Raw genomic sequence first — 25,392 nt, forward strand, 5'->3', positions numbered from 1 at the left:
ACAGGGAATGGATTACTTTGCGAGGTAAGTGTTTAGCTTCAGGTCTTTCCGGAGTTTTACGCCGTCGATTACCGATTGGGCATTGATCTTTGCGCCGGCCTCGTTGGTGTGGGTGTGATCGCCCGGGAAGAACGTTTTTACTTGTTCTGCCCCGAATGCATCGTATTTATCTGCCGTGATCTTGTTAAGGTCCACGAAAACAGCGCCCTCTTCTTCGGCGACCTGGCGTGCCCACAAGCCGTAGTCTTTGTCGGCACGCATTACTTTGCCATCGCGAAACTCGTTTCTTGGGATCATCGACAACACAATAGGAGTTGCGCCTTTAGCTTTGGTGTCTCTTACAAACTTGCGGATGTACCAGCCATAAGTGTGCACAGTTTCCGGTTTTCCATCCGGCCACACCAGTTCCGCCACATCGTCGCCGGTGCCTTTTAACACGCCCCGGTATCCGGCTTTCGAAGTGTCGGGGCGGCTCCCCTCGTTATGACCGAACTGCATCATCACAAAATCTCCCGCTTTAAGAGTCGAAAGCACTTTTTCCCAGCGGCCCTCTTTAATAAAGGTACGGGTACTCCTTCCGGCCATTGCCTGGTTACTCACCGCGAGTTGTGTACTGTCGAAATATGATTGTACAAACATCCCCCAACCCCGCTGTATGCCATTGGTATTACGCACGGTTGAATCGCCGATGATGTAAAGCGTATGTTGTTCGCGGTTGATAAACCCTGTGATCACGGCAAACAGCGCGACCAGGGTGATAAGTTTGATCTTCGGTTTCATTTTTTGGGTGTTATAAAAGTGATGTTTGGCCGGGCAGGCTGCCGCATATCATCGCCGATATAAAAGCTGGTATGCGGCGGCTGGTTATAGGCGACATTTTGCCATGCGATGCTTAACCTGTATTGCGGGTCGTGCATAAACGTTGTAAAACGATACTTTGTTGGGATAGTGGTGGTGAAGATCCGCAGCTCCTTATTGTCGGCGGTGCGGCAGATCAATTCCTCGCGCCAGTCGCCGAACAGGTCGGCCGACAAACAAGGGTTGGATTTGGTACCATTATTTGAAGCGCAGTTATACAGGCGGCCGCTAAAAATTCGCTGACTTTTCGAGTTGAGATAGTCCCATTTATCGATGTCGACGCCGTTCAATATTTCGCTTAACAGGTCACCGTCCCAATAAATCCCCATATTTACGGCAGGAGTGCGGTCGGCGATCTTATTTCCCTTTGCGTCGAACATACCGGTAATTCCTGCCCCCGCTACCCAGCATTCGGAGCCACGGTACCGGGGATCGATGTTTAGCGCCAGGCCGCGTCCCGGGCCCTCCCCGTCTTCTCCCGCTTTTACGGAAGCTTTTTTCCACAATATTTCGCCGGTACGCGCATCCCGGAAACTGGCGCCCGCATCATCGAAACGTTCCTGGATGTCAAACACCTCCAGGCCGGGCCGGTCGGGATCCAGGTCGCTTACGTGCAAGGCATCGCCATGGCCCAGGCGGGTTGAATAGAGGCCTTTGCCATTGTCGTCGAGGGTCATGGCGCCGTATACGATCTCGTCTTTTCCATCACCGTCAACGTCAGCAATGGAAAGGTTGTGATTTCCCTGTCCGCGGTAAGCGCGATCGGCTTCGGTACCGTTATCGCTGTCGAATGTCCACTTTCGCGAAAGCTTTCCCTGGCGCCAGTCCCACGCGGTTACCACGGTACGGGTATAGTAACCGCGGCTCATGATAAGGCTGGGATGAACGCCGTCCAGGTAAGCGATACCGGCAAGGAAACGGTCCATCCGGTTGCCGTAACCATCGCCCCAAAGCGCTTTCAGCTCTTCGGTAGTCGGATCTGTTTTACCCGGATAACGCGGAGGCACAAAATCAGTAGTGGCCATTGCGGCGCCTGTTAGCCCGTTAAATAGGGTAAGGTATTCCGGACCGGCGAGCACATAGCCGTTCCTGTTTCGCCAATCCCTGGTCGAATCGCCGATCACTGTGCCTTTGCCATCGATCGAACCGTCGGCTGTTTTGCAGGCGATCTCGGCCTTGCCGTCGCCATCGAGGTCGTAAACCATAAATTGCGTGTAATGCGCGCCTTCGCGGATATTCCGGCCAAGGTTGATGCGCCACAATAGGGTGCCGTCTATCTTATAAGCTTCCAGGATCGGGGCAGTGGTAATTCCGCCCTGCGAATTATCACGTCCCCTTCCCACCTGGTGAAGAACGATCTCGTAAGCGCCGTCTCCGTCAAGGTCTCCTACGGAGGCGTCGTTCGGTGTATAACCGTCAGGTGTTTGTAGTGGCAATGAAAGGTAAGGCAGCGCAGGTGCGTTAGCTTTCACGGTAAACGGATCACTGTCGGCTCCCTCTTTCCCGTTATTTACGGCCCTTATGAAGTAGGTATTATCGGCTGAAAAGCTGGCCTTTGTATCCGTAAAGAAAGTTTCCACCGCGATTGGTGTGCTGTTAAGCTTTGTTGCGCCGGCAGCGCCGGTTTTGCGGTACAGGTTAAATGTGACCTTAGCAGGATCGGATCCGAGCACCCGCCAGCTCACACAAACGCTGTCGGCAGACTTACGGATGGCTACCACGCCACGGTTAAGCATCTCCATTTGCCGTTGCGCCGACGTTATAAACGCACACGAAACGATGGTCATCGTTACAAAAACGCTTCTCAGCAAACTCATAACCGGCCACTGATAATTGGTAACTGAAACCTGATCACTCACGGCACTCATTTTTTAGGTTCTACTAATCTGATATAAGGTACCGGTAACGTTTTCATGTCGCTGCCCAGGTAAAACCCGGTATGCGGCGGCTGGTTATATCCCACGTTCTGCCAGGCAATGCCCAGGCGATATTGAGGATCGTGCATCAGCGTATATATTTTATGGGCAGTTGGAATGGTGGTGGTATAAATACGCAGGCTTTGTCCATCAGTAGTGGGGAAGATCACTTCTTCGCGCCAATCGCCGAAAAGATCGGCGCTAAGGGTGGGCGTGGATTTGGTCCCGTTATTCGAACGGCAACCCACCGCTTCCAGCAAAACGGGACCTTTATATTTCGTGATGCGGATGCCGTCGAGAATTTCGCGGTTCAGGTCGCCATCCCACCAGCTCAGGAAGTTTACGCCCCGCGGTGCATCGCCGATCCGTTCCCCCTTCAGGTTTAACAGTCCGCCGGAACCGGAATACCACATTTCCGCACCCGGGTTTGCGGGGTCAATGTCATCCGCCACGCCACGGCCTACGTCTTCGTCCATGTGGCCTTTGTACAAGGTTTTCCCGGTCTTTGCGTCGTATACCGTTACGCCCGGGCCTTTGGTACCCTCTTCTATTTCGTGGATGCCGAACACTTCCAGCCCCGGGTTAGAGGGATCGAGATCGGTTACATGCAGGGCGTCGCCGTGGCGGTAACCCGTGCTAAACAGGCCTTTGCCGTTATCGTCTACCACCATCGATCCGAATACGACCTCGTCCTTGCCATCGTTATCTACATCGGCTACGCTGATGCCATGATAACCTTGTCCTGAATAGGGGTTTTCGCCGTCCTTACTGTCGAACACCCAGCGGGAGGTTAGTTTGCCGTTCCGCCAATCCCAGGCGGCCAGCACGGAGCGCCCGTAATAGCCGCGGCACATGATCACACTGGGACGTACCCCGTCGAGGTAAGCTACGCACGCCGTAAACCGGTCTACGCGGTTACCCGTATTGTCGCCGCCGCCATTGCCGCCATGTCCGTTCCAACCATCCAGCGGGTAACGATTGGGGATATAATCTGTAGTAGCCAGCGCTTCGCCCGTTTTGCCGCTGAAGATGGTAAAGTATTCAGGGCCGTTCAGGATCTTGCCATAAAGCACATTCCTGGGTGCAACATCCAGGGTGCGCCAGTCTTTGGTCGAGTCGCCGATCACTTTTCCCTTTCCGTCGATGGTGCCATCGGCCGTTTTACAGGCGAACTCCGCAATACCATCGCCGTCGAGGTCGTACACCATAAATTGGGTGTAGTGTGCGCCTTCGCGGATGTTTTTGCCGAGACTGATCTGCCAGAGCAGCGTACCGTCCATTTTATAGGCCTGGAAAAGCGGGATGCCGGAAATACCCGGCGAAGGCGTATCTATACCACGACCTGCCTGGTGCAGGATGATCTCGTACTCGCCGTCGCCGTCGAGGTCGCCAACTGATGCGTCATTCGGCGAGAAACCGGCAGGTGTTTTTATCGGTATGTCCAGGTACGATCGAACCGGGGCGTTCGCGGCAAGTGTAAAGGCTTTCCCCGGTTCCTGTTCCCTGCCCTTTATAACGGCCCGCACGAACCAGCTATTCGTTTCGTTGAACCTGGCTTTAGTATCTACAAAATTGGTGCTTTCGGTAATAGGCGCCGCATTGAGCTTCACCGGCGCGCCGTTGCCTGTTTTGCGGTATAGGTTAAAGGAGACGTCGTGAGGCTCGGTGCCGAGCAATCGCCAGCCCACGTACACGGAATCCGCCGATTGGTGAATGGCAATAAGCCCGCGGTCGAGCTTCTCCATCATCCGCTGTGCGGAGACAAACCCGGGAAACAAAGTGATTACCAGGAAAAGGGGGGCGCAGATCGCTCTTTTTGAAAGGTTTAGCAGGATCATGAAGGATCTTTATGAATTGGTTGATCTAAATAACAAAAGCAGGCACAAAACACCGTCATGTTCTATCATGGCCCTGTTAAGGAGTAATACAGATGTTACAAGTACGGCTAGCGCGGGTGGATCTTCAGCTCCCAGATACCCGGCATTCCTTTTAAAACCGTGATACGCAGGAACCGGGCTTTGCCGATCTTTTTTATCGTTTGCGGGGAACGGACAACCAGTTCCTGCTGTTCCCGGCGGGTCGTCCATATTTTGCCATCTGCAGAGGTTTCGAGTTTCCAGGCATGGCCGAAGGAAGGAAGCACAAAAAAGATCTCCGCGTCGCCGATGTCTTTCATTGCGCCAAGGTCGAGCATCAGCCAGGGCTGCGGATCATCGTCCGCCGCCATCCACCGGGTACCGTTCTTTGTATCGACGGCGTTGTTCGCCGTATACGTAAACCCGCGTTCGGCGGGTTTTACATTGGGGCCGGTAAACCTCGACCCGAAAGTAGTGAGCAGGTTCGGCTGCGTTTCTATTTGCGCAGTAACTGTTTTGGCGGCTTTGGCGCTGGACGCGACGGCCGTAGCGTTGAGCGCCAGGCCGGGTTTTTTTTGACGGTTTTTACCCAGGTAACCGATGCCGTTAAAATCCGCCCTGACCGGCTGGATCGAACCATCGGCGTTAAAGTTCAGCTTGCCGGCAAAAACCTGGCGCGTGGTGCCTCCCTCGCCGTACTCGAGGTAAAGAAAATAAAAGTCGCCGGTACCCGGTACTTGCAGCACGTTGCCGTGGCCAGGCCCCCATACGCCCGTTGAAAGGTCCGACGAAATAAAGATACCCGGGCCGGGGGGAGCTTCGTACGGCCCAAGCGGCCCTTTACGACTGATCATGTAGCCGTTGCAATAATTGGCGTTTCCCGAAAGCGTATAAACATAATAGTAAATACCTTCCCGCTTAAATAGGATTGGCCCTTCTGAATAACCCCCGTATTTGGTAGGGATCTGTACGGGTTCTCCTGTTAGAGACCTCCAGTCGTCATTCAATTTTGAAGCATTTCTGCGTCTCCACACGATATAGGAGCTGCCATCATCGTCGACGAATACCTCGCCATCGATATCCGGCGCAAGCGGTTTACTGGCATCGGGGTGCGGGCCGTCGTTGAAATAAAGCCCAGCGCCCTCGGCAAACCGGAAGGGGCCTTCGGGTTTATCAGCAAGCATAACGTAAGTGCCCATTTTTTCGTCGGGAGTAACAATCGTTGGAAACAGGTAGTATTTGCCCTTCCGTTTAATCGGTTTGCCCGGTGCCCAATACCTGAAATAGCCGGTCCTTTTAGCCCCCTTATCATCTGTAAATTCGTAGGGCTTGTTCCAGTTGATGGAAGGGATCAGCGTGCCTTCGAAACTCCAGTTTACAAAATCTTTGGATTTCCAGGCAACGGGCGGCCCCATTTCGGCAAGGCCGTGATTGATGTCGGTAGTGGCGTACAGGTAATAAGTGCCATTGAATACAGCTACGGACGGGTCCGCGAGATGGTCGGGTACAAAAGGATTGAAATATGCCGGTAACTTTTCCTGTCCAAGTACATTATCAATAGAAAAAGACAACAGTAATGCTACCAGGCACAATAATGGATTCTTCATTTTAGGCCACATATAAATCGCCGCCTGTTTCGGTTAGCCATCCCAGCGAAGGTTCGTAATTAATGTTCATACCAGGCACATAAATAATTGGCAGGGTAAAAAGACTGAAAATTATCGTGAAGGGCATCCTGTACATTCCTGCATATGATGTTGTATGATAACGGAGAAGTAACAAAATCACTACATCACTTGTATATAATTTTCGATAGCTTTAACTAACTTACCTGCTAAGATGCTTAAAGGATACCTGCTTGCTTTCCTGGTGTTTTTTTCGATGGTTTCCAAGGCGGCTTCCATCCTGATCCCGATGGATGAAACGCAAAAAAACCACCTGAAATCGTACGGTATTGCTTACTGGACGCTTAAACGCGACCTTGCGGTAGACTGGCTGCTGAACTATCGCGGCGGCAGTTTCCTGGTTAAGTATGCCGGGCCGGTAGAGAACGAATGTAAAGTACGTGGCGTTTCGTTCGAGGTGATCAGCGATGCCCGGGTAAATGCCATCCTTACTGAAATTTCGGCCCCGGAAGCCAATATGGAGATCGTGAAACTGGAGAAAGCTGCAAAAGTAGCCGTGTATTCGCCAAATAATACGTTTACCACGAAAGATTATACCGATGCGGTGATCACCGCGCTGAATTACGCAGAAATCCCGTACGACGTAATCTACGACGAAGCTGTTTTAAAAGGCGAGCTTGCCAAATATGAGTGGGTACACCTTCACCATGAAGATTTTACCGGGCAGCTGGGGCTTTCGATGCAGCGCATGTCTGAAGACGACATCCGCATCCAGCGGGAAATTGCAAAGAAATTCGGTTACCCGCATGTTCCCGCCATGAAACTGGCGGTGGCGAGGGCGATCAGCAAATTCGTAGCCGGAGGCGGCTATCTCTTTGCCATGTGTTCGGCGGGCGAAACGCTCGACGTAGCCCTTGCGGCCGACGGCGCAGATATTGTCGACAGTGGCTTTGATGGCGATGATGTAGACGTTAACGCCCAATCGAAACTCGATTTCAGCAAGGCGCTGGCCTTCCAAAATTTCCAGCTTGCGCTGAACAATTACCGCGGGTTTTCGAACATCAATACCGGCAACGCGGGACGCGGCGATCCTTCAGGCGACTTTTTTACACTTTTCAGCTTCTCTGCCAAGTGGGATATCGTGGCTTCCATGCTTACCCAGGACCACGAGTTCGTGATCAAAGCCTTCAACGGGCAAACTACCGCCTTTAACAAGGCCGTACTGAAACCATCCACCCTGGTGCTCGGCGAAACGAAAGCTGCGGGTGCGGCGAGGTATATCCACGGCGAATTTGGCAACGGCCAATGGACCTATTACGGTGGTCACGATCCCGAAAGCGGGTTTGGACGAGGCGGACGAGGCGGGGGTTTCGGAGGAGGAGGCTTTGGCGGTTTTGGCAGCGGCGGCGGGAACTTCGGAGGCGGCGGGCCTGGTCGGGGAACCGACCTTAGCTTAACCCCTAACTCCCCGGGTTACCGGCTGATCCTGAATAATGTACTGTTTCCTTCCGCCAAGAAAAAGAAACAGAAAACTTAGTTACCAGATCTCTTCCAGCACGGCCAGCGATCTCACTTCGCCGAAACCTTCTATATGCAGCCGATAATAGCCGAGCAGCTTCTCCAGCAGGTATTTCCTGTCGGCTAAAGGAATGTACAGGTCCTGTATGGTTTCGAAATTCGTACTGGCCAATATATCCCAACTAGCGGTGTAAGGAGGGTGCAACGACAACGGATGGGCGGGCGGATGATGCGTATACTCCGCATGCCGCAGGTCGAAATACATCGACGGGCCGCCAGACACCGGCTTACCAGGAAAAAACCCGAGGAACTGTGTAAGACGCATCAAAAAAACTAGGTGAAAATAAACCACGCCCGTTTCGAGCCTGTCGAGCAGCTCGATGGCATGAAACACGTAGTTAAACAATACTTCGTCTGCCGTTTGTTGCTTTATGGAGCGGTACAGCACCTCGTTGAGAAACAACACGACCGAACTTTTCACCAGGTTATAGGGAATGCTGTGAAAAATGGGTGAGTGCCTGATCTCCGCAGCGCGCTGGATATTTCCCGATGGTTTGTGGTAAACCACCATATCAAGGAGGTATAACGGCTGAAGGAATTGCTGTTTGATCTTCGCTTTCGGTTTCTTTACGCCGTTGATGAGGTACGACTGTAAACCGAACTTCTCCGTAAAGACCTGTACCACCACGCTGCTTTCGGCATAATCGGTTGTTTTAAATACGATGCCACGGGTTTTATGCAGCATTAAATCCTCCTCCGCCTTCGGCGCCTCCTCTACAGGAGGATAATGTTGAGATTAACAAAATGGAAAATAGCCCGATCCCGCTCCGTAAGGTTTCTGGCCGGTGTACGGGCTTGCCCCAACATTCCCGTGGAGTGCAGGGACGAGAGGATACGTTCCTCACCACAATTTAGGAATGAATATGACACACCCGATTATCGCTGCCAATATAGCCGATATCAATACGGCACCGGCGGCGATGTCCTTCACCAGTCCCGCTTTGGAATGGTAACCGGGCGAAACCAGGTCGACCAATACTTCGATCGCGGTATTCACCATTTCCGTTACCATCACCATCGCGAAACACAGAACCACGCAAACCCATTCGGTAAGGCTAAGACGAACCCACCAACCTAAACCGGTTACCAACAATGCCGCGATAATATGGATCCTGAAATTAAACTGGGTGCGAAACGACCACGCGATACCTTTTCCGGCGAAGCCGAAACTTCTCACTACCTTTTTCACTCCGGCTCGATACGTTCTGCGCGTTCCTCGATAAGGGCATTGCGCTCAACCTTACGGATAAGGCTGTACAGTATGTATAAGAACCCGGCTCCAAATAACAATACGCCGATGATCATCGCCCAGCCGTATTTTACTTTGTGGTGGTGAAATTCCGGCTCACGGTCCATAATAAACCATCCCACGATGTTAAAAGCAATACCGGCTAACAGGAGCACGATGCCCCACCTCATATATTTGTTTCGGATAATCATGTTGAGTCTATTTAGTTAAAACGTGATTTAAGGATATAGGTTTTAGCGTGCGGAAAATTGGTTGTTGCAAACATTAAATGTTGCCCGATCCATCGCTGCCCGCTGCCCTAAAGATACCAAATCGAACGCTTCCCCGTAACAGTTGTCGTGCAATATTCGCGGTGGCCCGATATTCGAAATCACCGGGATGCGGCAAAACCCCGGCAAAGCTTAAAGGTGTTTCCTACATATCGCGCCCGTAAAACTATGGCTATCATTGTATGACAGATCTGTTAAGAGGAGGCTAGTACTTTTTTTCTCATACGCTAATTTGAAAATATACGGCCTCCTCTTTTACTCCCTCACCCAAACCTACAACCTTATACAAGTTCAAAAAAAGCTGCCCCTGGCAGTCTTTATTCGGCTTAATTCGCGGGTAAGTTCCGGGTTTATGCATTATCCTGCTTAAATTGCGTGGATTATACCGCTTTGTCATGGATAAAGAACAGATCATACGTTACCTGCAGGAAAATGATATTCATAAAATAAAATTCGCCTTCGCCGATATCGACGGGATCCTGAGAGGGAAAATCATTCATCCAAAGAAGTTCCTTGATGGATTGGAATCCGGTTATGGTTTTTGCGACGTGGTGTTCGGCTGGGACAGCGGTGACGCATTATACGACGATGTAAAGATAACCGGCTGGCACACAGGCTACCCCGATCAGCCCTGCCGGATCGACCCCGATACTTTCCGCACCATTCCCTGGCAGGAAAACATGCCTTTTTTCCTGGCAGATTTTAGCGGGTCGGCTGTTAACGCGCAGGTTTGCCCGCGCAGTTTACTGAAACGGATCGCGGCGGATGCCGGATCGATGGGTTATCATACCGAATTCGCACAGGAATTTGAGTGGTTCAATTTCAGGGAAACACCTGCGTCATTACAGGAAAAAGGATTTTCGCGCCTCGAAACGCTTACGCCCGGGATGTTCGGGTATTCGATCATACGTACCTCGCAGCACAGCGATTTTTACCTGGGACTATTTAACCAGCTGGCGGCTTTCGGTATCCCGCTGGAAGGGCTGCATACCGAAACAGGACCTGGTGTTTACGAAGGCGCCATTATACATGACGAGGTGCTGCGCGCTGCCGATAAAGCCGTATTATTTAAAAATGCCGTTAAGGAAATTGCTTCCGTACATGGCATCGTAGCCTCTTTTATGGCCAAGTGGAACGTAAACCTCCCGGGATGCAGCGGCCATATCCACCAAAGCCTGTGGAACAGCGATCAAACGGAGAATCTTTTTTATGACGCCGGTGATCCGCTTTGCATGAGCGAAATCTTTAAGCATTACCTGGCAGGACAGCTGCATTGTTTACCTTATATTATGCCGATGTACGCCCCCACCATCAACAGTTATAAACGGTTGGTAGAAGGCGCATGGGCTCCAACTACCTGCTCGTGGGGTGTAGAAAACCGCACCGCCGCACACCGGGTGATCAATCCCTCGCCTGCCTATACCCGCCTGGAAACGCGGGTGCCTGGCTCCGACAGTAATCCTTACCTGGCGCTCGCCGCCGCGCTTGCCTCCGGCTTATACGGCATTAAAAACAAATTGCCGCTCACCCTTGCGGCTACCCGCGGCAATGCCTACCAGCAAGCCGGTAACGAACGGCTGCCGGCCAACCTGTATGAGGCCGCTACCGCGATGCAGCATTCTCCCCTCGCCAAAGAGCTCTTCGGCGAAACATTCACCGACCATTTTACACGCACCCGGCTATGGGAATGGAAGAAGTTCTCCAGCGAAGTAACGGATTGGGAGATGAAGAGGTATTTTGAGATTATTTAACGCATGGATTACTCCAATATCATAAAAAAAGCATGGGAAGGGTACGACGCTTCCAAATCTATCCATAAGATCGAAGACATTTCTGCGCAGGTTTCTACTAATCACGTGTTCAGGCTTACGTTTACCGACGGCGACATCGTAATTGCGAAGCTCTCGTATTTCGGCAAATATGAACACTTCCGCGAAGATCACCGCATTATCCACACCCTGTCTAACAACCTGTTATACCCGTTTGAGAACCTGCTTGCCAAATCGCTGTTAAAAAACAACCGGGTTTATACTTTCCGATATAAAAGAGGCAAAACGGATACCTGGGTGGTTTTTTATAATCCCATCCGGGTGCAGCAGCGGCTGCCGCGAAGGCTGGACGAAAGCCAGATCCGCAAACTGGGCCAGCAAACTGCAAAGTTCCACAAGGCCTGCTCACGCGTTAAAAACGTGCTGCCTAAGTCTTCGAAAACGCTTCGCACGGATATCATCGCGCTTCGCGACCAGGTAGAGAAAGACCATCAGCGTTTTGGTACGGTCGCCCAGGGCGAATACATCAGGCATCATTGCGACCTGTTCCTTAAAAACCGGCTCAAATACAACGCAGGCGGGTTCCAAACCATCCCGGTATTTATCGACTGGAACATCGGTAACTTCTCGGTATCCGCCAACCAGAAGTTCTTCTCCAGGTGGGATTATGATTGGTTCCGCATGAGCAGCCGCATGATGGACTTCTACTTCTTTAGCCGCGTGGTATCTGACGCCGGCGACCGCACCGTATTTAGTTACCTCGTTACCCCCATGATGGAGGAGCGATTCATCCTCTTCCTGGAAGAGTACCATAAGATCAACCCGCTTAGTGCAGACGAGCTCGGTTTTCTTGGCGAGGCTTACCGTTTCTTTATCCTTAACTACGTGATCAAGGACGGCAGCTACTTCTTTAACGATCAATACGCAAAGAAACTCCGGAACGAGGCGTTCGATATTTACCTTCCTTCCGTCGATACCGATTTTAATTCCGCAACCCTGATAGAAGCCTTGAAACTCAAACCCTGATGACTATGCAAACTACCTGCTTTAAAACGGTGTTGGAAAAATACCCGATCATTTTTTTTGACGGTTATGGCGTTATTAAGAACTATAAAGGAATGGTGCCAGGTGTGGAGAAAACTTTCACTTGGATGCTAGAGCAGCAGAAGGAATATTACATTGTTACCAACGATGCGTCGCGCAGCCCCATGCAGCTGGCCGAATCATACCAGCGTCTTGGACTGCACATTGATCACGAACGCATCATATCCTCCGGCATGCTTGCCAAAGAATACCTCGACCTGAAGGTTCACGACGGGATCGTAGCCTACCTCGGCACCGAGAATTCTGCCCATTATATCGAAAGTATGGGTCTGCATCCGCTGGCGGTGCGGGAGATCGACGAAACGAATATCGACCAGGTAAACGCGCTGTTATTTCTGGACGATGAAGGCTTCGACTGGAACTACGACCTTAATAAGACCCTTAACCTGCTTCGCAAGCGTACCATTCCCGCCATCGTGGCCAACACCGATTACGCTTACCCGGTGATGCAAAACGAGGTATCTATCGCCATTGGCGGCATCGCCTCGATGATAGAAAACATTGCAGGTAAAGAGTTTATTCATTTCGGCAAACCGGATTCGCAGATGTTCATGTTCGCATATGACAAGATACGCGAAACACGTACCATCACCAAGAAAGAGATCCTGATGGTTGGCGATACCCTGTACACCGATATTCTCGGCGGCAACAAATTCGGGCTCGACACGGTATTGGTGCTCTCGGGGAACACGCAGCCGGAAGAAGCGGAAACCCTGATCAAAACAACGGGCATCGTTCCGACTTATATTTGTGATACCGCAGCGATATGACGACAAAAATACCCGCAACATCCGCTATTTCGAAAAACACCATACGGTTCGCCTTATTCGGTTTCTTTTTTTGCCAGGGAATTTGCTTTGCATCGTGGGCCAGCCGCATCCCCGATCTTAAATTACTGCTTAAACTAAGTGAAGGCGAGCTTGGAAGCGTTTTACTCGCGCTGCCTGCGGGCCAGTTATGTACGCTCCCCTTTTCGGGAAAACTGGTTGCGCGGCTCGGCAGCAGGCAGGTAATGCTGTTCGCCGTACCGCTGTACTCGCTGGCATTGATCAATATCGGTTTTTCCTCCACTGCCTTGTACCTAACCGCATCGCTGTTCCTCTTCGGCGTGGCAGGCAATATGGCAAACATTTCTATTAACACGCAGGGAGTTGCGGTGGAGAAGCTTTTCGGACGTCCCCTGATGGCGTCGTTTCATGGCGGATGGAGCCTTGCAGGCTTTACCGGCGCCGCGTTAGGCACGTTAATGATCTCCCTGAAGCTCCCACCTCACCAGCACTATTATTTTATTTCGGCGCTGGTGTTCGTTATTGTGCTAACTGCCTCCCGGTACTTATTAAAAGGCAAACCGGCGCCGGCTGCCAAAAGGCCGCTTTTCTCCAAACCAGACGGCTCATTGCTCCAACTTGGAGTGATCGGCTTTTGCTGCATGGCAGCCGAAGGGGCGATGTTCGATTGGAGCGGCGTCTACTTCCAGAAAGTAGTGATGGCGCCAACTGCTCTTATCACGCTCGGTTATGCCGCATTTATGTCGACCATGGCAGGTGGAAGGTTCGCCGGCGACCGGCTTGTTCACCGCTTCGGGCAACGCAAAATGATCCAGGCAAGCGGGGTCCTCATCGCCTCCGGGCTGGGGATCTCCATCCTGTTTCCGTATATCGTACCGGTCACTATTGGTTTTCTCATCACCGGGTTTGGCGTATCGTCTGTTATCCCCACGGTTTACAGCGCGGCGGGCAGGTCAAAGCTCGTTCCGCCAAGTATAGCGCTGGCATCGGTGTCGGGGGTCAGCTTTTTCGGGTTCCTGCTGGGGCCGCCGGTTATCGGGTACATTGCAGAGCTTTCAAACCTTCGCTATTCTTATGGATTCATCGCGATGCTTGGCTTTTGTACCACCATACTGGCTTCGCGCGCAGCGCTTATTCAGTCAAAAGCGTCCTGACGAACGGATCGTTGTAGTCTTTAACGAAAGCCAGGATATTCGGCAAATCACCGAATTCGTGCTCTTCGTGCATGGTGGTAAGTACTACCGAATTCATCCCGGCACGCAAAGCGGCTTCAACGCCTTTTGGATTGTCTTCAAAAACGATACAATTTTCGGGATCTATGCCGAGCATTTCCGCGGCTTTCAGGAACGTTTCGGGATGAGGTTTGCTGATCTGCACGTCATTGGCGCTAACCGCCACGGGAATAAACGGGCGCAGGTCCAGGTTATCCAGGATAAAATCGACGTTAAATGTGATCGCGGCAGAGCCGATCGCCATCGGGATAAGCTGCCGATGGGCTTCCTCCAGGAACGTGCCGAGACCGTCGATCAGTTTCAGGTGCGGCCGGAAAGCTTCCTGGTAACGATGCTCTTTTTCCATAGAAATCTTTCCCATCTCTTCGTTGGTAAACCTGCCTTCTCCAAAAACGCGCACGAGCAATTCCTCGTTCTTACCATACATCTGCAATTTCACCTCTTCTTTGGTCAGATCGGCGCCCAGGTCTTTGGTCAGGATCCCATGCCAGGCATCGGTGTGAAAACCCATGTCGTCGATCATGGTCCCGTTCAGGTCGAATATAAAGGCTTTGCTTAGCGGCGTAGTTGTCATGCCGGTAAAGGTAAAGGTTTAACCGTGAACTATCCCGCCGCTCTCGTTCAAAATCATTATTTTACACCCCGTTAATTACTTGCGTATGCACCGTTTGCCAGGACTTTTGTTTATTTCCGCTCTCTTTTTTGCAGGGTGCAGCGCTCCTTCTCCAGATAGCAGGAAAGTATTTAACATCAACCTCGAACAGGGCCTTACCTCGCTCGATCCCGCGTTCGCGCGCAACCAGTTTGCTATATGGATGGATAACCAGCTTTATAACGGGCTGGTACAGGTAGACGACGACCTCAAAACAGTTCCGGCCATCGCTAAAAGCTGGGAGCTGTCACCCGATGGGAAACGATATACCTTTCACCTCCGGAAGGATGTGTATTTTCACGACGATCCGCTTTTCAGGAACGGCAAAGGCCGAAGGGTAACAGGGCCCGACTTCGTTTACAGCTTTGGAAGGATCATCGACCCGCTCGTGGCCTCTTCCGGCGGCTGGATCTTTAACGGCAAGGTAAGCGGTAAGGAAGCCTTTGCGGCCCCCAACGACTCTACCTTCATTGTGAACCTGCGAAACCCGTTCCCTCCTTTCCTGAGTATGCTGACCGCCCAGTATTGTTCGGTTGTTCCGCACGAGGTAGCCGACCATTACGGCAAAGATTTGAGGAGCCACCCCGTTGGGACCGGACCCTTTAAGTTTAAGTATTGGAAAGAAGGCGAGATCCTGGTGCTGCTAAAGAATGAAAATTACTGGGAAAAAGACAAGAATGGCAACCGCCTCCCCTACCTCGACGCGGTAAAAGCATCCTTTATTTCGGATAAACAGACAGCATTCATGGAGTTTCTCAAAAATAACCTCGACTTTTTTAATAGTCTTGACGGGAGCTTCCGCGACGACCTGCTCACTAAATCCGGCCGACCGACAAAAAAATATGCGGGTAAGTTCCGCATGATCACCAATCCTTTTCTCAATACCGAATACCTGGGTATGCTGGTGGATACAAGTTTTTCTATCGTAAAGAATTCGCCTTTAAAAGATATACGCATCCGCAAGGCGATTAATTACGCCATCGACAAGAAGAAATTGGTTAAGTACCTGCGTAACAGCATCGGGTCGCCCGGGCATTCGGGGTTTGTCCCTAAAGGGATGCCCGGCTTTAACGCTGATAGCGTGAGCGGTTATTCCTACAACCCCGAAAAGGCACGCGAGCTGTTGGCGGCGGCAGGTTACCCCAACGGAAAGAACATGCCCCCGGTATTGCTCCAGACCAGCACCACCTATAAAGACCTGATCGAATTCGTACAGGGTGAACTGGCCGCGATCGGCATCAACTGCCGTGTTGAAGTAAACCAGACCAGCAGCCTGCGCGACCTGATCGCGAAAAACAGCGTTAACTTCTTCCGCGGTTCCTGGATCGCGGATTACCCGGACGCCGAGAACTATCTTTCGGTATTCTACTCAAAGAATTATGTCCCCGTTGGCCCCAACTACACCAGCTTTAAAAACAAGCAATTCGATGCGCTTTTTGAAAAAGCTTATTTTGTAACAAATGATGAGGAACGGTTCCGGCTATACCGAAAAATGGACAATATCGTAATGGACCAGGCGCCGGTGGTGGTATTATTCTATGACCAGTTATTTAACCTCTACCAGAACAACATCAGCGGCTACAGCGTAAACGCAGAAAACCTGCTGATACTAAAGCGAATAAAAAAGAAATAATTCTTTGCGTTTTTAAACAAAAAAACCCCTCCGGTTTCCCGGAAAGGCTTTAACTACACTAAACTAAAATCAAGTCTTTAACGCTGGCTACCGGTACCTGTACCCTGGCCGCCCTGCTGGCCGCCATCCTGTTTCAGGTCGTCGTTATTTACACCGCGTTTCTTCTTCGGCTGCGCATTGAAGTTCATCTTGCCGAAAGTCCAGCTGAAGTTTACGCCGAATGAACGGAACGGTAACGCAAAGCGGCTGGATTGTATCACGCTGCCTGTATTGATCTCGGAAGCGAAAATTTTATCTTCGTTAAACGGATCGATCGCATTCAACCCGATCTTGCCTTTTTTCTTAAGGATCTCTTTATTCATAGAAAGTACCCACATGTTGAAAGATGGGTTCTTGCCCTGCAGCGTTCTTCTCGGTGCGTTAATGATGGCGAACGTTTCCGCGATAAATCCTTTCGGGAACGCATAAGAGCCGCTTGCGAAGATATTGTACTGTATATAGGTTTTGCTATCGTAAACAGCGGCCGACTGAATGGATGAGCTCGCCTTTGGCGTGTAAGTGAACAGGTTCACGTTGCCGCGCAGTGTTAACGGCTTAACGGGGTTTACCTGTGCGAAAATGCTGCTGCCCACCGAATTGCTGGTACCGATATTCCTGAAGCTGGTGAGATTGACAGGAATGATCACCGAAGCGCCCGATGCATCTGTAGAGGTATAATCTTCGCGGGTTACGAAGCTTTCGATCGCGTCGCTGGTATGCCTGAAATACAGGGTGGCATTAATAATAGTGCTTTTAATGAACGTAGAATAGTTCAGCTCCGCACTTTGAGAAACTTCCGGCGACAACCCCGGGTTACCCATCATGTGGTACTGGAGATTGCTGGTATTACGGAACGGGTTAAGATACTGCAGGCTCGGACGCTGGATACGCTTTGTATAGCTCAACCGGAAAGTATTGCTGCCCACGCTCTTCGATACGGCAAGGCTAGGTACGAAATTGGTGTATGAATTAGAGAAAGGCTGTAAACCTGCGCTCACACTGCTTGCGTTGCCGTCTATCTGCGTATTCTCTACACGACCACCGATCTGCAGCCCGACCATATGTTTTAACTGGATGCTCAGCACGCCGTAACCTGAATACACGTCCTGGCTATAATCGTAATCGTTTGACGCCACGTTGTCGAATTTAAAGACGTCGCCGGTCAGCTGACGGTAAATATCGTAGTCGCTATTGATCTTGCGGGAAATTGCTTTGGTACCCGCCTCCAGCTTAACGGTCTTATTAAGCGGAAGCACGTAATCGATCTGCCCGGTGAACTCATCGTTCAATCCATCGTTCCTGGTCGACTGGTTGGGATTTTTTGCGGTATAGCTTGCCGTAAGATCCGTAGTATTTATGCCATGGCTCCATTGGCCGGCAAAGGTGAGCTCGCTGCCTTCCTTTTTAAATTTATGGGTGAAATCTGCATTCCAGTCAAAGCCGCCAAATTTAACGGTCTGATTGTTGGTTTGAGTGAAATTACCAACGTTGCCTGTGTTCACAGTCGAGCCATCATTAGAAAACTGGGTGGTATTATACCTGATGCCTGATGAAATGCTGTTAGAGGCATTGAAATCATACGCAAGATTTCCGGAGCCGATATAAGCGTGTCGTTGTGTTTCGCTGGTGCCATTCTGCTGGGCGATCACCGTTCCCGAAGTAGTTTTGGTACCCGTAGAGATCTCGCTGGTTTGCGGCCAGCCCACCTGCGTTCCGAAATTCCCGGTAAGGCTAAGCCTGTTCTGGTTAACATTCAGGTTAGCGTTCCCGTTGTTCTGGCGGGTACCTACGCCTCCGCTGATGGAGCCGCTTACACCCGAAATGTCCTTTTTCTTCGTGATGATGTTGATGATACCGCCGGTGCCTTCCGCATCATATTTCGCAGACGGAGAGGTGATCACTTCCACGCTCTTGATCTGGTCGGCAGGGAACATCTTCATGGCATCCGCTGTGCTGGCTGCTACGGCCCCGCTTGGTCTGCCGTTAATCAGGATCCTTACGTTCTGGCTCCCGCGAAGGGAAACGTTTCCATCCTGGTCAACCGCTACCATAGGCACTTTGCGAAGGACGTCGCCGGCATTACCACCCGAAACGGTGGCGTCTTTTTCCGCATTATAAACGATCTTGTCGACCTTATTCTCGATCATAGCGGCAGTTCCGGTAACGGCGATCTCTTTTAACGCGCTTGCACTTGGCGCCAGCACTAAAGTTCCCAGGTTATTGTCGGGTTTATCCGGCGTAGTAGTTACCGGCGTAATGGTTTTGGTAGGATAACCGATATAGGTAACGGTAATCTTATAGGAGCCCGGGTTTAGGTTATTGAATTTAAATCCGCCCTTCTCGTCGGTTACCACACCGGTAAGCGGCACCTTACCCGTAGCGCGATAAAGCGTAATAGAAGCATAATCCAGCGGCTTCCTGGTAAGCGAGTCAATCAGGGTTCCGGAGATCTTGCCGGTTACCGTTGGCGCCCCGCCACCCATCTGGGCACGCGAAGAAGCAACAACTGAAATAAAGGCAATAAGTAAAAGTAAACGTTTCATTGTTTTAGTCGTGTTTTGTGAATTAGTCGGAAAAGAGCGGAAATTGTTACATGCCGGCAGTTGTAACTCGACGAACGGTAGTTTTTGGGGGATGAACGGGGGAAATGGGAAATGAAAACAGGAAATAGAAGCGGGGCGGCACCCGCCTGTTTCCTGTTCCCCGTTCTCTAAACTACCACATTTACGATCTTGCCCTTCACAAAGATCACTTTCCGTGCTTCTTTGCCTTCCAGGTATTTCTGAAAATCAGGATTTGATAAAACCACGCTTCGTACCTCCGTTTCGTCGAGGCTCAGCGAAATGTTGAGGTTCATTTTCATCTTGCCATTTACAGAGATCGGGTAAGCGAACTCATTCTCTACGAGATATGCCGGGTTAAACGCAGGGTACTGTGCGTAGGACAGGGTGCCGGGCGCATTGCCGAGTAAGGTCCACAGCTCCTCGGTGATATGAGGTGCATAAGCGGCAAGCGTAACTACAAGGTCCCGCAGGATCTTGCGCTTATTGCACTTAAGTTCCGTTAATTCGTTTACACAGATCATAAAGCTCGACACGGAGGTATTGAATGAGAAGCGCTCGATGTCTTCTTCTACCTTGCGGATGATCTTGTGCAGCGATTTCAGCTCTGCGCCCGTAGGTTCTTCATCCGATACGGAAAACTCCAGTTTATCATTGTGAAACAATTTCCAGAATTTACGAAGGAATTTAAAGACCCCTTCGATACCGTTGGTGTTCCAAGGTTTGCTTTGCTCTAAAGGGCCGAGGAACATTTCGTACATGCGAAGAGTATCGGCGCCGTAACGGGCTGTCACATCATCCGGATTCACCACGTTATAATAGCGTTTCGACATTTTTTCGACCTCTACGCCGCAAACGTATTTGCCATTTTCGAGGATGAATTCCGCGTTCCCGAAATCAGGTCGCCATTCCTTGAATTTTTCAAGATCGAGCACGTCATTTTGCACGATATTCACATCCACATGGATAGCCGAAGTATCGTACGTATCCTTTAACCCGTTGGAAACGAAGGTATTCGTTCCTCTTCCTTCTTCGTCGATCAGCCGGTGAACAAAATTCGAGCGTCCCTGGATCATTCCCTGGTTGATCAGTTTCTTAAACGGCTCTTCCTCGTTTACGTAACCAAGGTCTTTCAGGAATTTATTCCAGAAACGGCTGTATAATAAGTGACCGGTAGCATGTTCAGACCCGCCGATATAGAGGTCTACGTCTTTCCAGTAAGCAACGGCCTCTTTCGAAGCAAACTCACCGTCGTTCTTTGCATCCATGTACCGGTACCAATACCAGCTCGATCCCGCCCAGCCCGGCATGGTGCTCAGTTCGTACTCGTACGCATCCTGGTATTTCCAGTTTTCGGCCCTGCCGAGCGGCGGTTCACCGGTTTCGGTAGGCAAGTATTTATCGATCTCCGGCAACAACAGCGGAAGCTCCTTTTCATCGATCAGGTAAGGTAACCCGTCTTTAAAGTAAACAGGCACGGGCTCGCCCCAGTAACGCTGGCGACCAAAGATCGCATCGCGCATGCGGTAATTAACCTTGGCATACCCGGCACCCAACTCCGCCAATTTGGCGTGAAGCACCGGGATCGCTTCTTTATAGGTAAGGCCATTGATCGGCCCCGAATTGATATAATGCCCCTCTTTCGTCGGATCGGCTTCCGTTTCAATGTTCTGAATATCAATGATCGGGACGATCGGCAGCTCAAAGTGTTTCGCGAACAGGTAATCGCGCTGGTCGCCAGAAGGGACCGCCATTACTGCGCCTGTTCCATAACCGGCCAATACATAATCCGCAATCCACACCGGTACTTTATCTCCATTAAAAGGATTGACCGCGTAACTCCCGGTAAAGGCGCCCGAAACGGTCTTTGTATCCGCCATGCGGTCGCGCTCCGATTTCTTTTTTGCCTGGTTGATATAGGATTCGATCGCATCTTTTTGCCCGGCGGTAGTGAGCGTTTTAACAAGTTCATGTTCCGGTGCGATCACCAGGAACGTTACCCCAAAAATCGTGTCTACACGAGTTGTAAATACTTCGATAAACAGGTCCGCTGATGGCCGGTGGCTGATGGCCGACGGCTCTACGGCAAACTTCACCATCGCGCCCACGCTCTTGCCGATCCAGTTACGCTGCATTTCTTTCAGCGGGTCGGGCCAGTCGATGTGGTCGAGCCCCCGGAGCAGGCGTTCCGAGTACGCAGTGATGCGCATACTCCATTGCATCATCTTCTTTTGCTCTACCGGGTAGCCGCCGCGTTCCGAGAAACCGTCCTTTACTTCGTCGTTAGCCAGCACGGTACCCAATGCAGCACACCAGTTCACATTGCTTTCGCGAAGATAAGTGAGGCGATACTTTAAGAGCAGCTCCTGCTGCCGGCGTTCCGAAAATGAAGCCCAGTCTGCAGCCGACACGGCGGGTACGTCATCATCGCAAACAGCGCCTACAGATCCGTTGCCATCACTTTTAAACCTGGCGATCAGCGCATCGATGGGTTCCGCTTTATCCGTTTCGAGGTTGTACCACGAGTTGAACAGCTGCATGAAGATCCATTGCGTCCATTTATAGTAAGATGGATCGCTGGTACGCACCTCGCGGCTCCAGTCGAAGGAAAAGCCGAGATTATCCAGTTGCTCACGGTATCTGTTGATGTTCGTTTCGGTGGTAATGGCCGGGTGCTGCCCTGTTTGGATGGCATACTGCTCGGCCGGAAGCCCAAAAGAATCATATCCCATTGGGTGAAGCACATTAAAACCGCGCAAACGCTTATACCTCGAGAAAATATCAGACGCAATGTAACCCAGCGGGTGGCCCACATGCAGCCCCGCCCCGGAAGGATAAGGGAACATGTCGAGCACATAATATTTGGGCTTGTCCGTGGTGTTTTCAACCCGGTACGTATTATCTTCCGCCCAAAACCGCTGCCATTTGTCTTCTATTTCTCTAAAATGATAGTCCATTCCGCTTCTTAAAGTGAGGTGCGAAAATACGAAAAACCATGCGGAGAGCAGAAAGAAATATTCCGTAAGTTTGCCGCGCAATGAAAGAACAATCTAAACTGATCCGCACCCAAGCGGGTCGTTCGCATAACCGCGAACACTCGGTTCCGCTGTATTTAACTTCGAGCTTTATTTTCGAAGATGCAGAACAGGGCCGTGCTGTTTTTGCAGAGGAAGAGGATGGGAACATCTATTCGCGCTACTCAAATCCAAACACCACCGAATTCATCGACAAGATATGCCAGCTGGAAGGCGCAGAAGACGGGCTTGCTTTCTCTTCGGGTATGGCAGCCGTGTTTGCTTCCTTCGCAGGATTGCTGAAAAGTGGCGATCACGTAGTGTCCTGCCGTTCTATTTTCGGCTCTACACACCAGTTATTAACACAATTGCTCCCGCGATGGGGGATCACCAGCACCTATGTCGACGCACTTCATCCGGAAGAGTGGCAAGCGGCCATCCGTCCCGAAACCCGCATGATATTCCTCGAAACACCTTCAAACCCCGGTTTGGAACTGGTAGACCTGGAGTGGCTCGGCAAGTTTAAAAACAAGTACCCGAACATTATTTTAAATGTGGATAACTGTTTTGCAACCCCTTATCTGCAGAAGCCCATTAAATACGGCGTGGATATCGTAAGCCACTCCGCTACCAAATATATGGATGGCCAGGGGCGCGTATTGGGCGGCATCGTGGTTGGAAAAAAAGAGCTCATCAAAGAAATGATGTTCTTTATCAGGCATACCGGCCCGGCTATGTCGGCGTTCAATGCATGGATCTTTTCCAAAAGCCTCGAAACACTTCCTGTACGGATGGACCGCCATTGCAGCAACGCCCTGCGCGTGGCCGAACTGCTTGAACGCCACCCGGAAGTAGAGCAGGTACGTTATCCTTTCCTGCCTTCGCATCCGCAGTACGAGCTCGCCAAAAGACAGATGAAACAGGGCGGTGGTATCGTAACCTTTATTGTTAAAGGCGGTTATGAGCGGGCAACCCGTTTCCTGGATGCCCTGGATATGATCCTCCTTACTTCTAACCTGGGCGATGCCCGTACCATTGCCACGCATCCTGCTTCTACCACGCATTCAAAACTTTCGGAAGAAGAAAGAGCGCATATCGCCATTTACCCGGGAACCATCCGGATCTCCGTGGGTCTCGAAGATATTAACGACATCCTGGACGACATCACCCGCGCACTGGATCAATCAAAATAACATGAAAGTTGAGCTGAAACGAGTAAATGATGCCGTGCATTTCGAGGGAGAAGGCGTAGCACCCAACGTAAAAATAAACATCGACGGGTCACCGGATATCGGCGGGCTTGGATTGGGCGCAAGGCCGATGGAGCTGGTGCTGATGGCGCTGGGATCCTGCAGCTCATTAGACCTGGTGACAATTTTGAAGAAACAGAAGCAGGTTATACACGACTTCTCTGTGGCTATAGAAGGCAAAAGAAGAGAGCAGGTCCCTACCATATTCACACATATTCACATGGTATTTTCCCTCTCCGGGGAGATCGATCCCGGCAAAGCCGAAAAAGCGGCAGAACTTGCGGTAAAAAAATACTGCTCGGTGCACGATATGCTGGCAGCGGGCGGTGTAGAGATCACCTATAGTCTCCTGATTAACTAAACATTAACGCCGTATCGAGGTTTAACACGTAGCAAGTAAATTGTTTACAATCTAATTACATGTTTAAACAACTATTGTCTCATCTTTGTGTTGTAAACTGAAAACGAAAAAAGAAAACAATATGGCACTTACAAAATGGGTATTGGACCCAACCCACTCCGAAGTACAATTTAAAGTAAAACACCTGGTGATTTCGACCGTGACCGGCACGTTCAAAGTATTTGAAGGCAGCCTGGAAACCGAAAACGAAGATTTCAGCGATGCAAAGATCAGCTTCTCGATCGACGTGAACAGCATCGATACCAACCAGGCAGACCGCGACGGGCATCTTAAATCGGCTGATTTCTTCGATGCCGTCAGCTTTCCTACCATTGATTTCGCTTCTACCTCGTTCACTAAAACAGGTGACGATACGTACAGCCTGACCGGGGATCTCACCATCCATGGCAATACCAAACCGGTGACCCTCGACGTTGAGCACGGCGGTACCGCCACCGACTTCTACGGGAACTTAAAAGCAGGTTTCGAAGTGTCGGGAAAGATCAGCCGGAAGGAATTCGGGTTAGTTTGGAGCGGCATTACCGAAGCGGGCGCGATCGTAGTAGGCGATGACATTAAGCTATTAATTAACGTGCAGTTCGCTAAACAAGCGTAAGTATACTTAATTTCCGGGCCCTGCATGATAACATGCGGGGCTTTTTGTGTTACTGTAAACCTGCTGGCCTGCGACCAGGACAGGGAAAGAAATTTAAGAAACATTTTTAATTATATTTTTGATCATTAATAACATTTATTAATTTTAGAGAAAATATATTTCATATATGTTTCTCAGTGTTATTATTCCCACGGCTGGCAATACCGATGCGCTGTTACGGTGTCTGAATGCGCTTCACAGGCAAGGCAACGGCGATATCCCTTTCTCAGTAGAAATGATCGTAACGGATGATGCGTTGCAGGATCATACAAAAACCAGCCTTGAAAAGAGATTCCCGGCGGTAAAATGGGTCCGGGGCCCGCATTGCGGACCTGCGGCCAACAGGAATAATGGGTCCATCCATTCAAATGGCGACTGGCTTGCCTTTGTAGATGACCACTGTATCCCGGATCCGGATTACCTTGCAAATATCGCGAAAGTGATCTGCGAGCACCCGAGTATCCAATTAATAGAAGGGTATACCTACACCGACCGGGAAAAAAGACGTTACGATGAAGAAGCGCCGGTTAATCTTCATGGGAATAACCTCTGGTCCGGTAACCTCATCATTAAGAGAAGCCTGTTCCTGGGAATCCAGGGATTTTGCGAAGAACTATCCATTCCGGCGTTGGAAGATATTGACTTTCACCTGACGCTTAGAAATCACTATATACCGCTTTATTTCGCGCCGGAAATAAAAGTATGTCACCCGTGGACAAAGCGCAGGTCCCTGCTCTCGCGCTTGCGATCGGTCGACTCGGTCAGGATCCTTTGCCAGCGCCATCCTTCCTTAAAAAAAGAGCTCGACCAGCGCCGGCACCTGCTGAAGTTTATTGAAGGGATACGGGAAAGGACTGCGGTATTACTGAGGTTCAGGTTCAAGGGTTTCAGGGTTTACCTCGAAGATAACCTCGTCCACATCTACTACCTTATTAAACGCTAAG

General features: G+C 50.7%; 20 protein-coding genes. 10 read left to right on the forward strand and 10 right to left on the reverse strand.

The window, feature by feature from the left end; genetic code table 11:
* Positions 1–12: 12 nt before the first annotated feature.
* From GS398_RS22370 to GS398_RS21145, 4 genes are all read right to left on the reverse strand, one after another.
* A complete protein-coding gene (locus tag GS398_RS22370; RefSeq protein ID WP_202406168.1) occupies positions 13–780 on the reverse strand; it encodes a rhamnogalacturonan acetylesterase in 768 nt (255 codons plus the stop codon).
* Positions 777–2,675 carry a rhamnogalacturonan lyase gene (locus tag GS398_RS21135; protein ID WP_202406169.1) on the reverse strand — a complete coding sequence of 633 codons (1,899 nt, stop codon included), beginning with the start codon at positions 2,673–2,675 and terminating at the stop codon, positions 777–779. The genes GS398_RS22370 and GS398_RS21135 overlap by 4 nt, the downstream gene beginning before the upstream one ends.
* Before the next feature lie 47 nt (positions 2,676–2,722).
* Positions 2,723–4,612, reverse strand: coding sequence for a rhamnogalacturonan lyase (locus GS398_RS21140; protein ID WP_160908830.1), 1,890 nt, complete (start codon positions 4,610–4,612; stop codon positions 2,723–2,725).
* 107 nt (positions 4,613–4,719) lie between these two features.
* Positions 4,720–6,237, reverse strand: coding sequence for a family 43 glycosylhydrolase (locus GS398_RS21145; protein ID WP_160908831.1), 1,518 nt, complete (start codon positions 6,235–6,237; stop codon positions 4,720–4,722).
* A gap of 232 nt (positions 6,238–6,469) precedes the next feature.
* On the opposite strand from GS398_RS21145, the gene GS398_RS21150 reads away from it, so the two are divergent.
* Positions 6,470–7,792 (forward strand): asparagine synthetase B, encoded by a 1,323-nt coding sequence (locus tag GS398_RS21150; protein WP_160908832.1) that lies wholly within the window; start codon positions 6,470–6,472, stop codon positions 7,790–7,792.
* On the opposite strand, the gene recO is transcribed toward GS398_RS21150, so the two are convergent.
* The 3 genes from recO to GS398_RS21165 all read right to left on the reverse strand — a co-directional run bounded on the left by recO (position 7,793) and on the right by GS398_RS21165 (position 9,273).
* Entirely contained in the window at positions 7,793–8,518 is a 726-nt protein-coding gene (recO, locus tag GS398_RS21155; protein WP_160908833.1) for a DNA repair protein RecO, read from the reverse strand.
* Positions 8,519–8,674: 156 nt separating this feature from the next.
* The gene (locus GS398_RS21160; protein ID WP_160908834.1) at positions 8,675–9,022 is read right to left on the reverse strand and encodes a diacylglycerol kinase family protein; all 348 of its coding nucleotides are present in this window, start codon (positions 9,020–9,022) and stop codon (positions 8,675–8,677) included.
* The gene (locus tag GS398_RS21165) at positions 9,019–9,273 is read right to left on the reverse strand and encodes a signal peptidase (protein WP_160908835.1); all 255 of its coding nucleotides are present in this window, start codon (positions 9,271–9,273) and stop codon (positions 9,019–9,021) included. Before GS398_RS21165 ends, GS398_RS21160 begins: the two co-directional genes overlap by 4 nt.
* A 473-nt stretch (positions 9,274–9,746) precedes the next feature.
* On the opposite strand from GS398_RS21165, the gene GS398_RS21170 reads away from it, so the two are divergent.
* Genes GS398_RS21170 through GS398_RS21185 form a run of 4 tightly spaced genes read left to right on the forward strand, consistent with a single transcriptional unit; the run spans position 9,747 to position 14,166 of the window.
* Positions 9,747–11,102 carry a glutamine synthetase family protein gene (locus tag GS398_RS21170; protein WP_160908836.1) on the forward strand — a complete coding sequence of 452 codons (1,356 nt, stop codon included), beginning with the start codon at positions 9,747–9,749 and terminating at the stop codon, positions 11,100–11,102.
* A gap of 3 nt (positions 11,103–11,105) precedes the next feature.
* The gene (locus GS398_RS21175) at positions 11,106–12,146 is read left to right on the forward strand and encodes a hypothetical protein (protein WP_160908837.1); all 1,041 of its coding nucleotides are present in this window, start codon (positions 11,106–11,108) and stop codon (positions 12,144–12,146) included.
* 5 nt (positions 12,147–12,151) lie between these two features.
* Positions 12,152–12,994, forward strand: coding sequence for an HAD-IIA family hydrolase (locus GS398_RS21180; RefSeq protein WP_160908838.1), 843 nt, complete (start codon positions 12,152–12,154; stop codon positions 12,992–12,994).
* Complete coding sequence (locus GS398_RS21185; protein ID WP_160908839.1) at positions 12,991–14,166, forward strand: MFS transporter; 1,176 nt, start codon at positions 12,991–12,993, stop codon at positions 14,164–14,166. The genes GS398_RS21180 and GS398_RS21185 overlap by 4 nt, the downstream gene beginning before the upstream one ends.
* Here GS398_RS21185 and GS398_RS21190 read toward each other — a convergent pair.
* On the reverse strand, positions 14,144–14,818 hold the full coding sequence (locus GS398_RS21190; protein ID WP_160908840.1) for an HAD family hydrolase: 675 nt from the start codon (positions 14,816–14,818) through the stop codon (positions 14,144–14,146). The two genes, GS398_RS21185 and GS398_RS21190, sit on opposite strands and share 23 nt — an antisense overlap.
* Positions 14,819–14,903: 85 nt before the next feature.
* Here GS398_RS21190 and GS398_RS21195 point away from each other — a divergent pair, with 85 nt between their 5' ends.
* Positions 14,904–16,529, forward strand: coding sequence for an ABC transporter substrate-binding protein (locus tag GS398_RS21195; RefSeq protein WP_160908841.1), 1,626 nt, complete (start codon positions 14,904–14,906; stop codon positions 16,527–16,529).
* A 77-nt stretch (positions 16,530–16,606) separates the two neighbouring features.
* On the opposite strand, the gene GS398_RS21200 is transcribed toward GS398_RS21195, so the two are convergent.
* Positions 16,607–19,111, reverse strand: coding sequence for a TonB-dependent receptor (locus GS398_RS21200; protein WP_160908842.1), 2,505 nt, complete (start codon positions 19,109–19,111; stop codon positions 16,607–16,609).
* Between the two features lie 167 nt (positions 19,112–19,278).
* Positions 19,279–22,086 carry a leucine--tRNA ligase gene (leuS, locus tag GS398_RS21205; RefSeq protein WP_160908843.1) on the reverse strand — a complete coding sequence of 936 codons (2,808 nt, stop codon included), beginning with the start codon at positions 22,084–22,086 and terminating at the stop codon, positions 19,279–19,281.
* An 80-nt stretch (positions 22,087–22,166) separates the two neighbouring features.
* Between leuS and GS398_RS21210 the strand changes: the two genes are divergently transcribed.
* The 4 genes from GS398_RS21210 to GS398_RS21225 all read left to right on the forward strand — a co-directional run bounded on the left by GS398_RS21210 (position 22,167) and on the right by GS398_RS21225 (position 25,391).
* Entirely contained in the window at positions 22,167–23,336 is a 1,170-nt protein-coding gene (locus GS398_RS21210; protein ID WP_160908844.1) for a trans-sulfuration enzyme family protein, read from the forward strand.
* A gap of 1 nt (position 23,337) precedes the next feature.
* Positions 23,338–23,754 (forward strand): OsmC family protein, encoded by a 417-nt coding sequence (locus GS398_RS21215; RefSeq protein ID WP_160908845.1) that lies wholly within the window; start codon positions 23,338–23,340, stop codon positions 23,752–23,754.
* 121 nt (positions 23,755–23,875) lie between these two features.
* Complete coding sequence (locus GS398_RS21220; protein ID WP_160908846.1) at positions 23,876–24,409, forward strand: YceI family protein; 534 nt, start codon at positions 23,876–23,878, stop codon at positions 24,407–24,409.
* A 166-nt stretch (positions 24,410–24,575) separates the two neighbouring features.
* Positions 24,576–25,391, forward strand: a complete 816-nt coding sequence (locus GS398_RS21225; RefSeq protein ID WP_160908847.1) for a glycosyltransferase family 2 protein — start codon at positions 24,576–24,578, stop codon at positions 25,389–25,391.
* The last annotated feature ends 1 nt before the right edge of the window (position 25,392 follow it).

Origin of the sequence: Hufsiella ginkgonis (assembly GCF_009834915.1) — a bacterium.
GTDB classification, from domain to species: Bacteria; Bacteroidota; Bacteroidia; order Sphingobacteriales; family Sphingobacteriaceae; genus Hufsiella; species Hufsiella ginkgonis.

Excerpts from the sequence above, each read along its gene's own strand:
- GS398_RS22370 (WP_202406168.1), bottom strand. The coding sequence starts at position 780 with ATGAAACCGAAGATCAAACTTATCACCCTGGTCGCGCTGTTTGCCGTG.
- GS398_RS21135 (WP_202406169.1), bottom strand. The coding sequence starts at position 2,675 with ATGAGTTTGCTGAGAAGCGTTTTTGTAACGATGACCATCGTTTCGTGT.
- GS398_RS21140 (WP_160908830.1), bottom strand. The coding sequence starts at position 4,612 with ATGATCCTGCTAAACCTTTCAAAAAGAGCGATCTGCGCCCCCCTTTTC.
- GS398_RS21145 (WP_160908831.1), bottom strand. The coding sequence starts at position 6,237 with ATGAAGAATCCATTATTGTGCCTGGTAGCATTACTGTTGTCTTTTTCT.
- GS398_RS21150 (WP_160908832.1), top strand. The coding sequence starts at position 6,470 with ATGCTTAAAGGATACCTGCTTGCTTTCCTGGTGTTTTTTTCGATGGTT.
- recO (WP_160908833.1), bottom strand. The coding sequence starts at position 8,518 with ATGCTGCATAAAACCCGTGGCATCGTATTTAAAACAACCGATTATGCC.
- GS398_RS21165 (WP_160908835.1), bottom strand. The coding sequence starts at position 9,273 with ATGATTATCCGAAACAAATATATGAGGTGGGGCATCGTGCTCCTGTTA.
- GS398_RS21170 (WP_160908836.1), top strand. The coding sequence starts at position 9,747 with ATGGATAAAGAACAGATCATACGTTACCTGCAGGAAAATGATATTCAT.
- GS398_RS21175 (WP_160908837.1), top strand. The coding sequence starts at position 11,106 with ATGGATTACTCCAATATCATAAAAAAAGCATGGGAAGGGTACGACGCT.
- GS398_RS21180 (WP_160908838.1), top strand. The coding sequence starts at position 12,152 with ATGCAAACTACCTGCTTTAAAACGGTGTTGGAAAAATACCCGATCATT.
- GS398_RS21185 (WP_160908839.1), top strand. The coding sequence starts at position 12,991 with ATGACGACAAAAATACCCGCAACATCCGCTATTTCGAAAAACACCATA.
- GS398_RS21190 (WP_160908840.1), bottom strand. The coding sequence starts at position 14,818 with ATGACAACTACGCCGCTAAGCAAAGCCTTTATATTCGACCTGAACGGG.
- GS398_RS21195 (WP_160908841.1), top strand. The coding sequence starts at position 14,904 with ATGCACCGTTTGCCAGGACTTTTGTTTATTTCCGCTCTCTTTTTTGCA.
- GS398_RS21200 (WP_160908842.1), bottom strand. The coding sequence starts at position 19,111 with ATGAAACGTTTACTTTTACTTATTGCCTTTATTTCAGTTGTTGCTTCT.
- leuS (WP_160908843.1), bottom strand. The coding sequence starts at position 22,086 with ATGGACTATCATTTTAGAGAAATAGAAGACAAATGGCAGCGGTTTTGG.
- GS398_RS21210 (WP_160908844.1), top strand. The coding sequence starts at position 22,167 with ATGAAAGAACAATCTAAACTGATCCGCACCCAAGCGGGTCGTTCGCAT.
- GS398_RS21215 (WP_160908845.1), top strand. The coding sequence starts at position 23,338 with ATGAAAGTTGAGCTGAAACGAGTAAATGATGCCGTGCATTTCGAGGGA.
- GS398_RS21220 (WP_160908846.1), top strand. The coding sequence starts at position 23,876 with ATGGCACTTACAAAATGGGTATTGGACCCAACCCACTCCGAAGTACAA.
- GS398_RS21225 (WP_160908847.1), top strand. The coding sequence starts at position 24,576 with ATGTTTCTCAGTGTTATTATTCCCACGGCTGGCAATACCGATGCGCTG.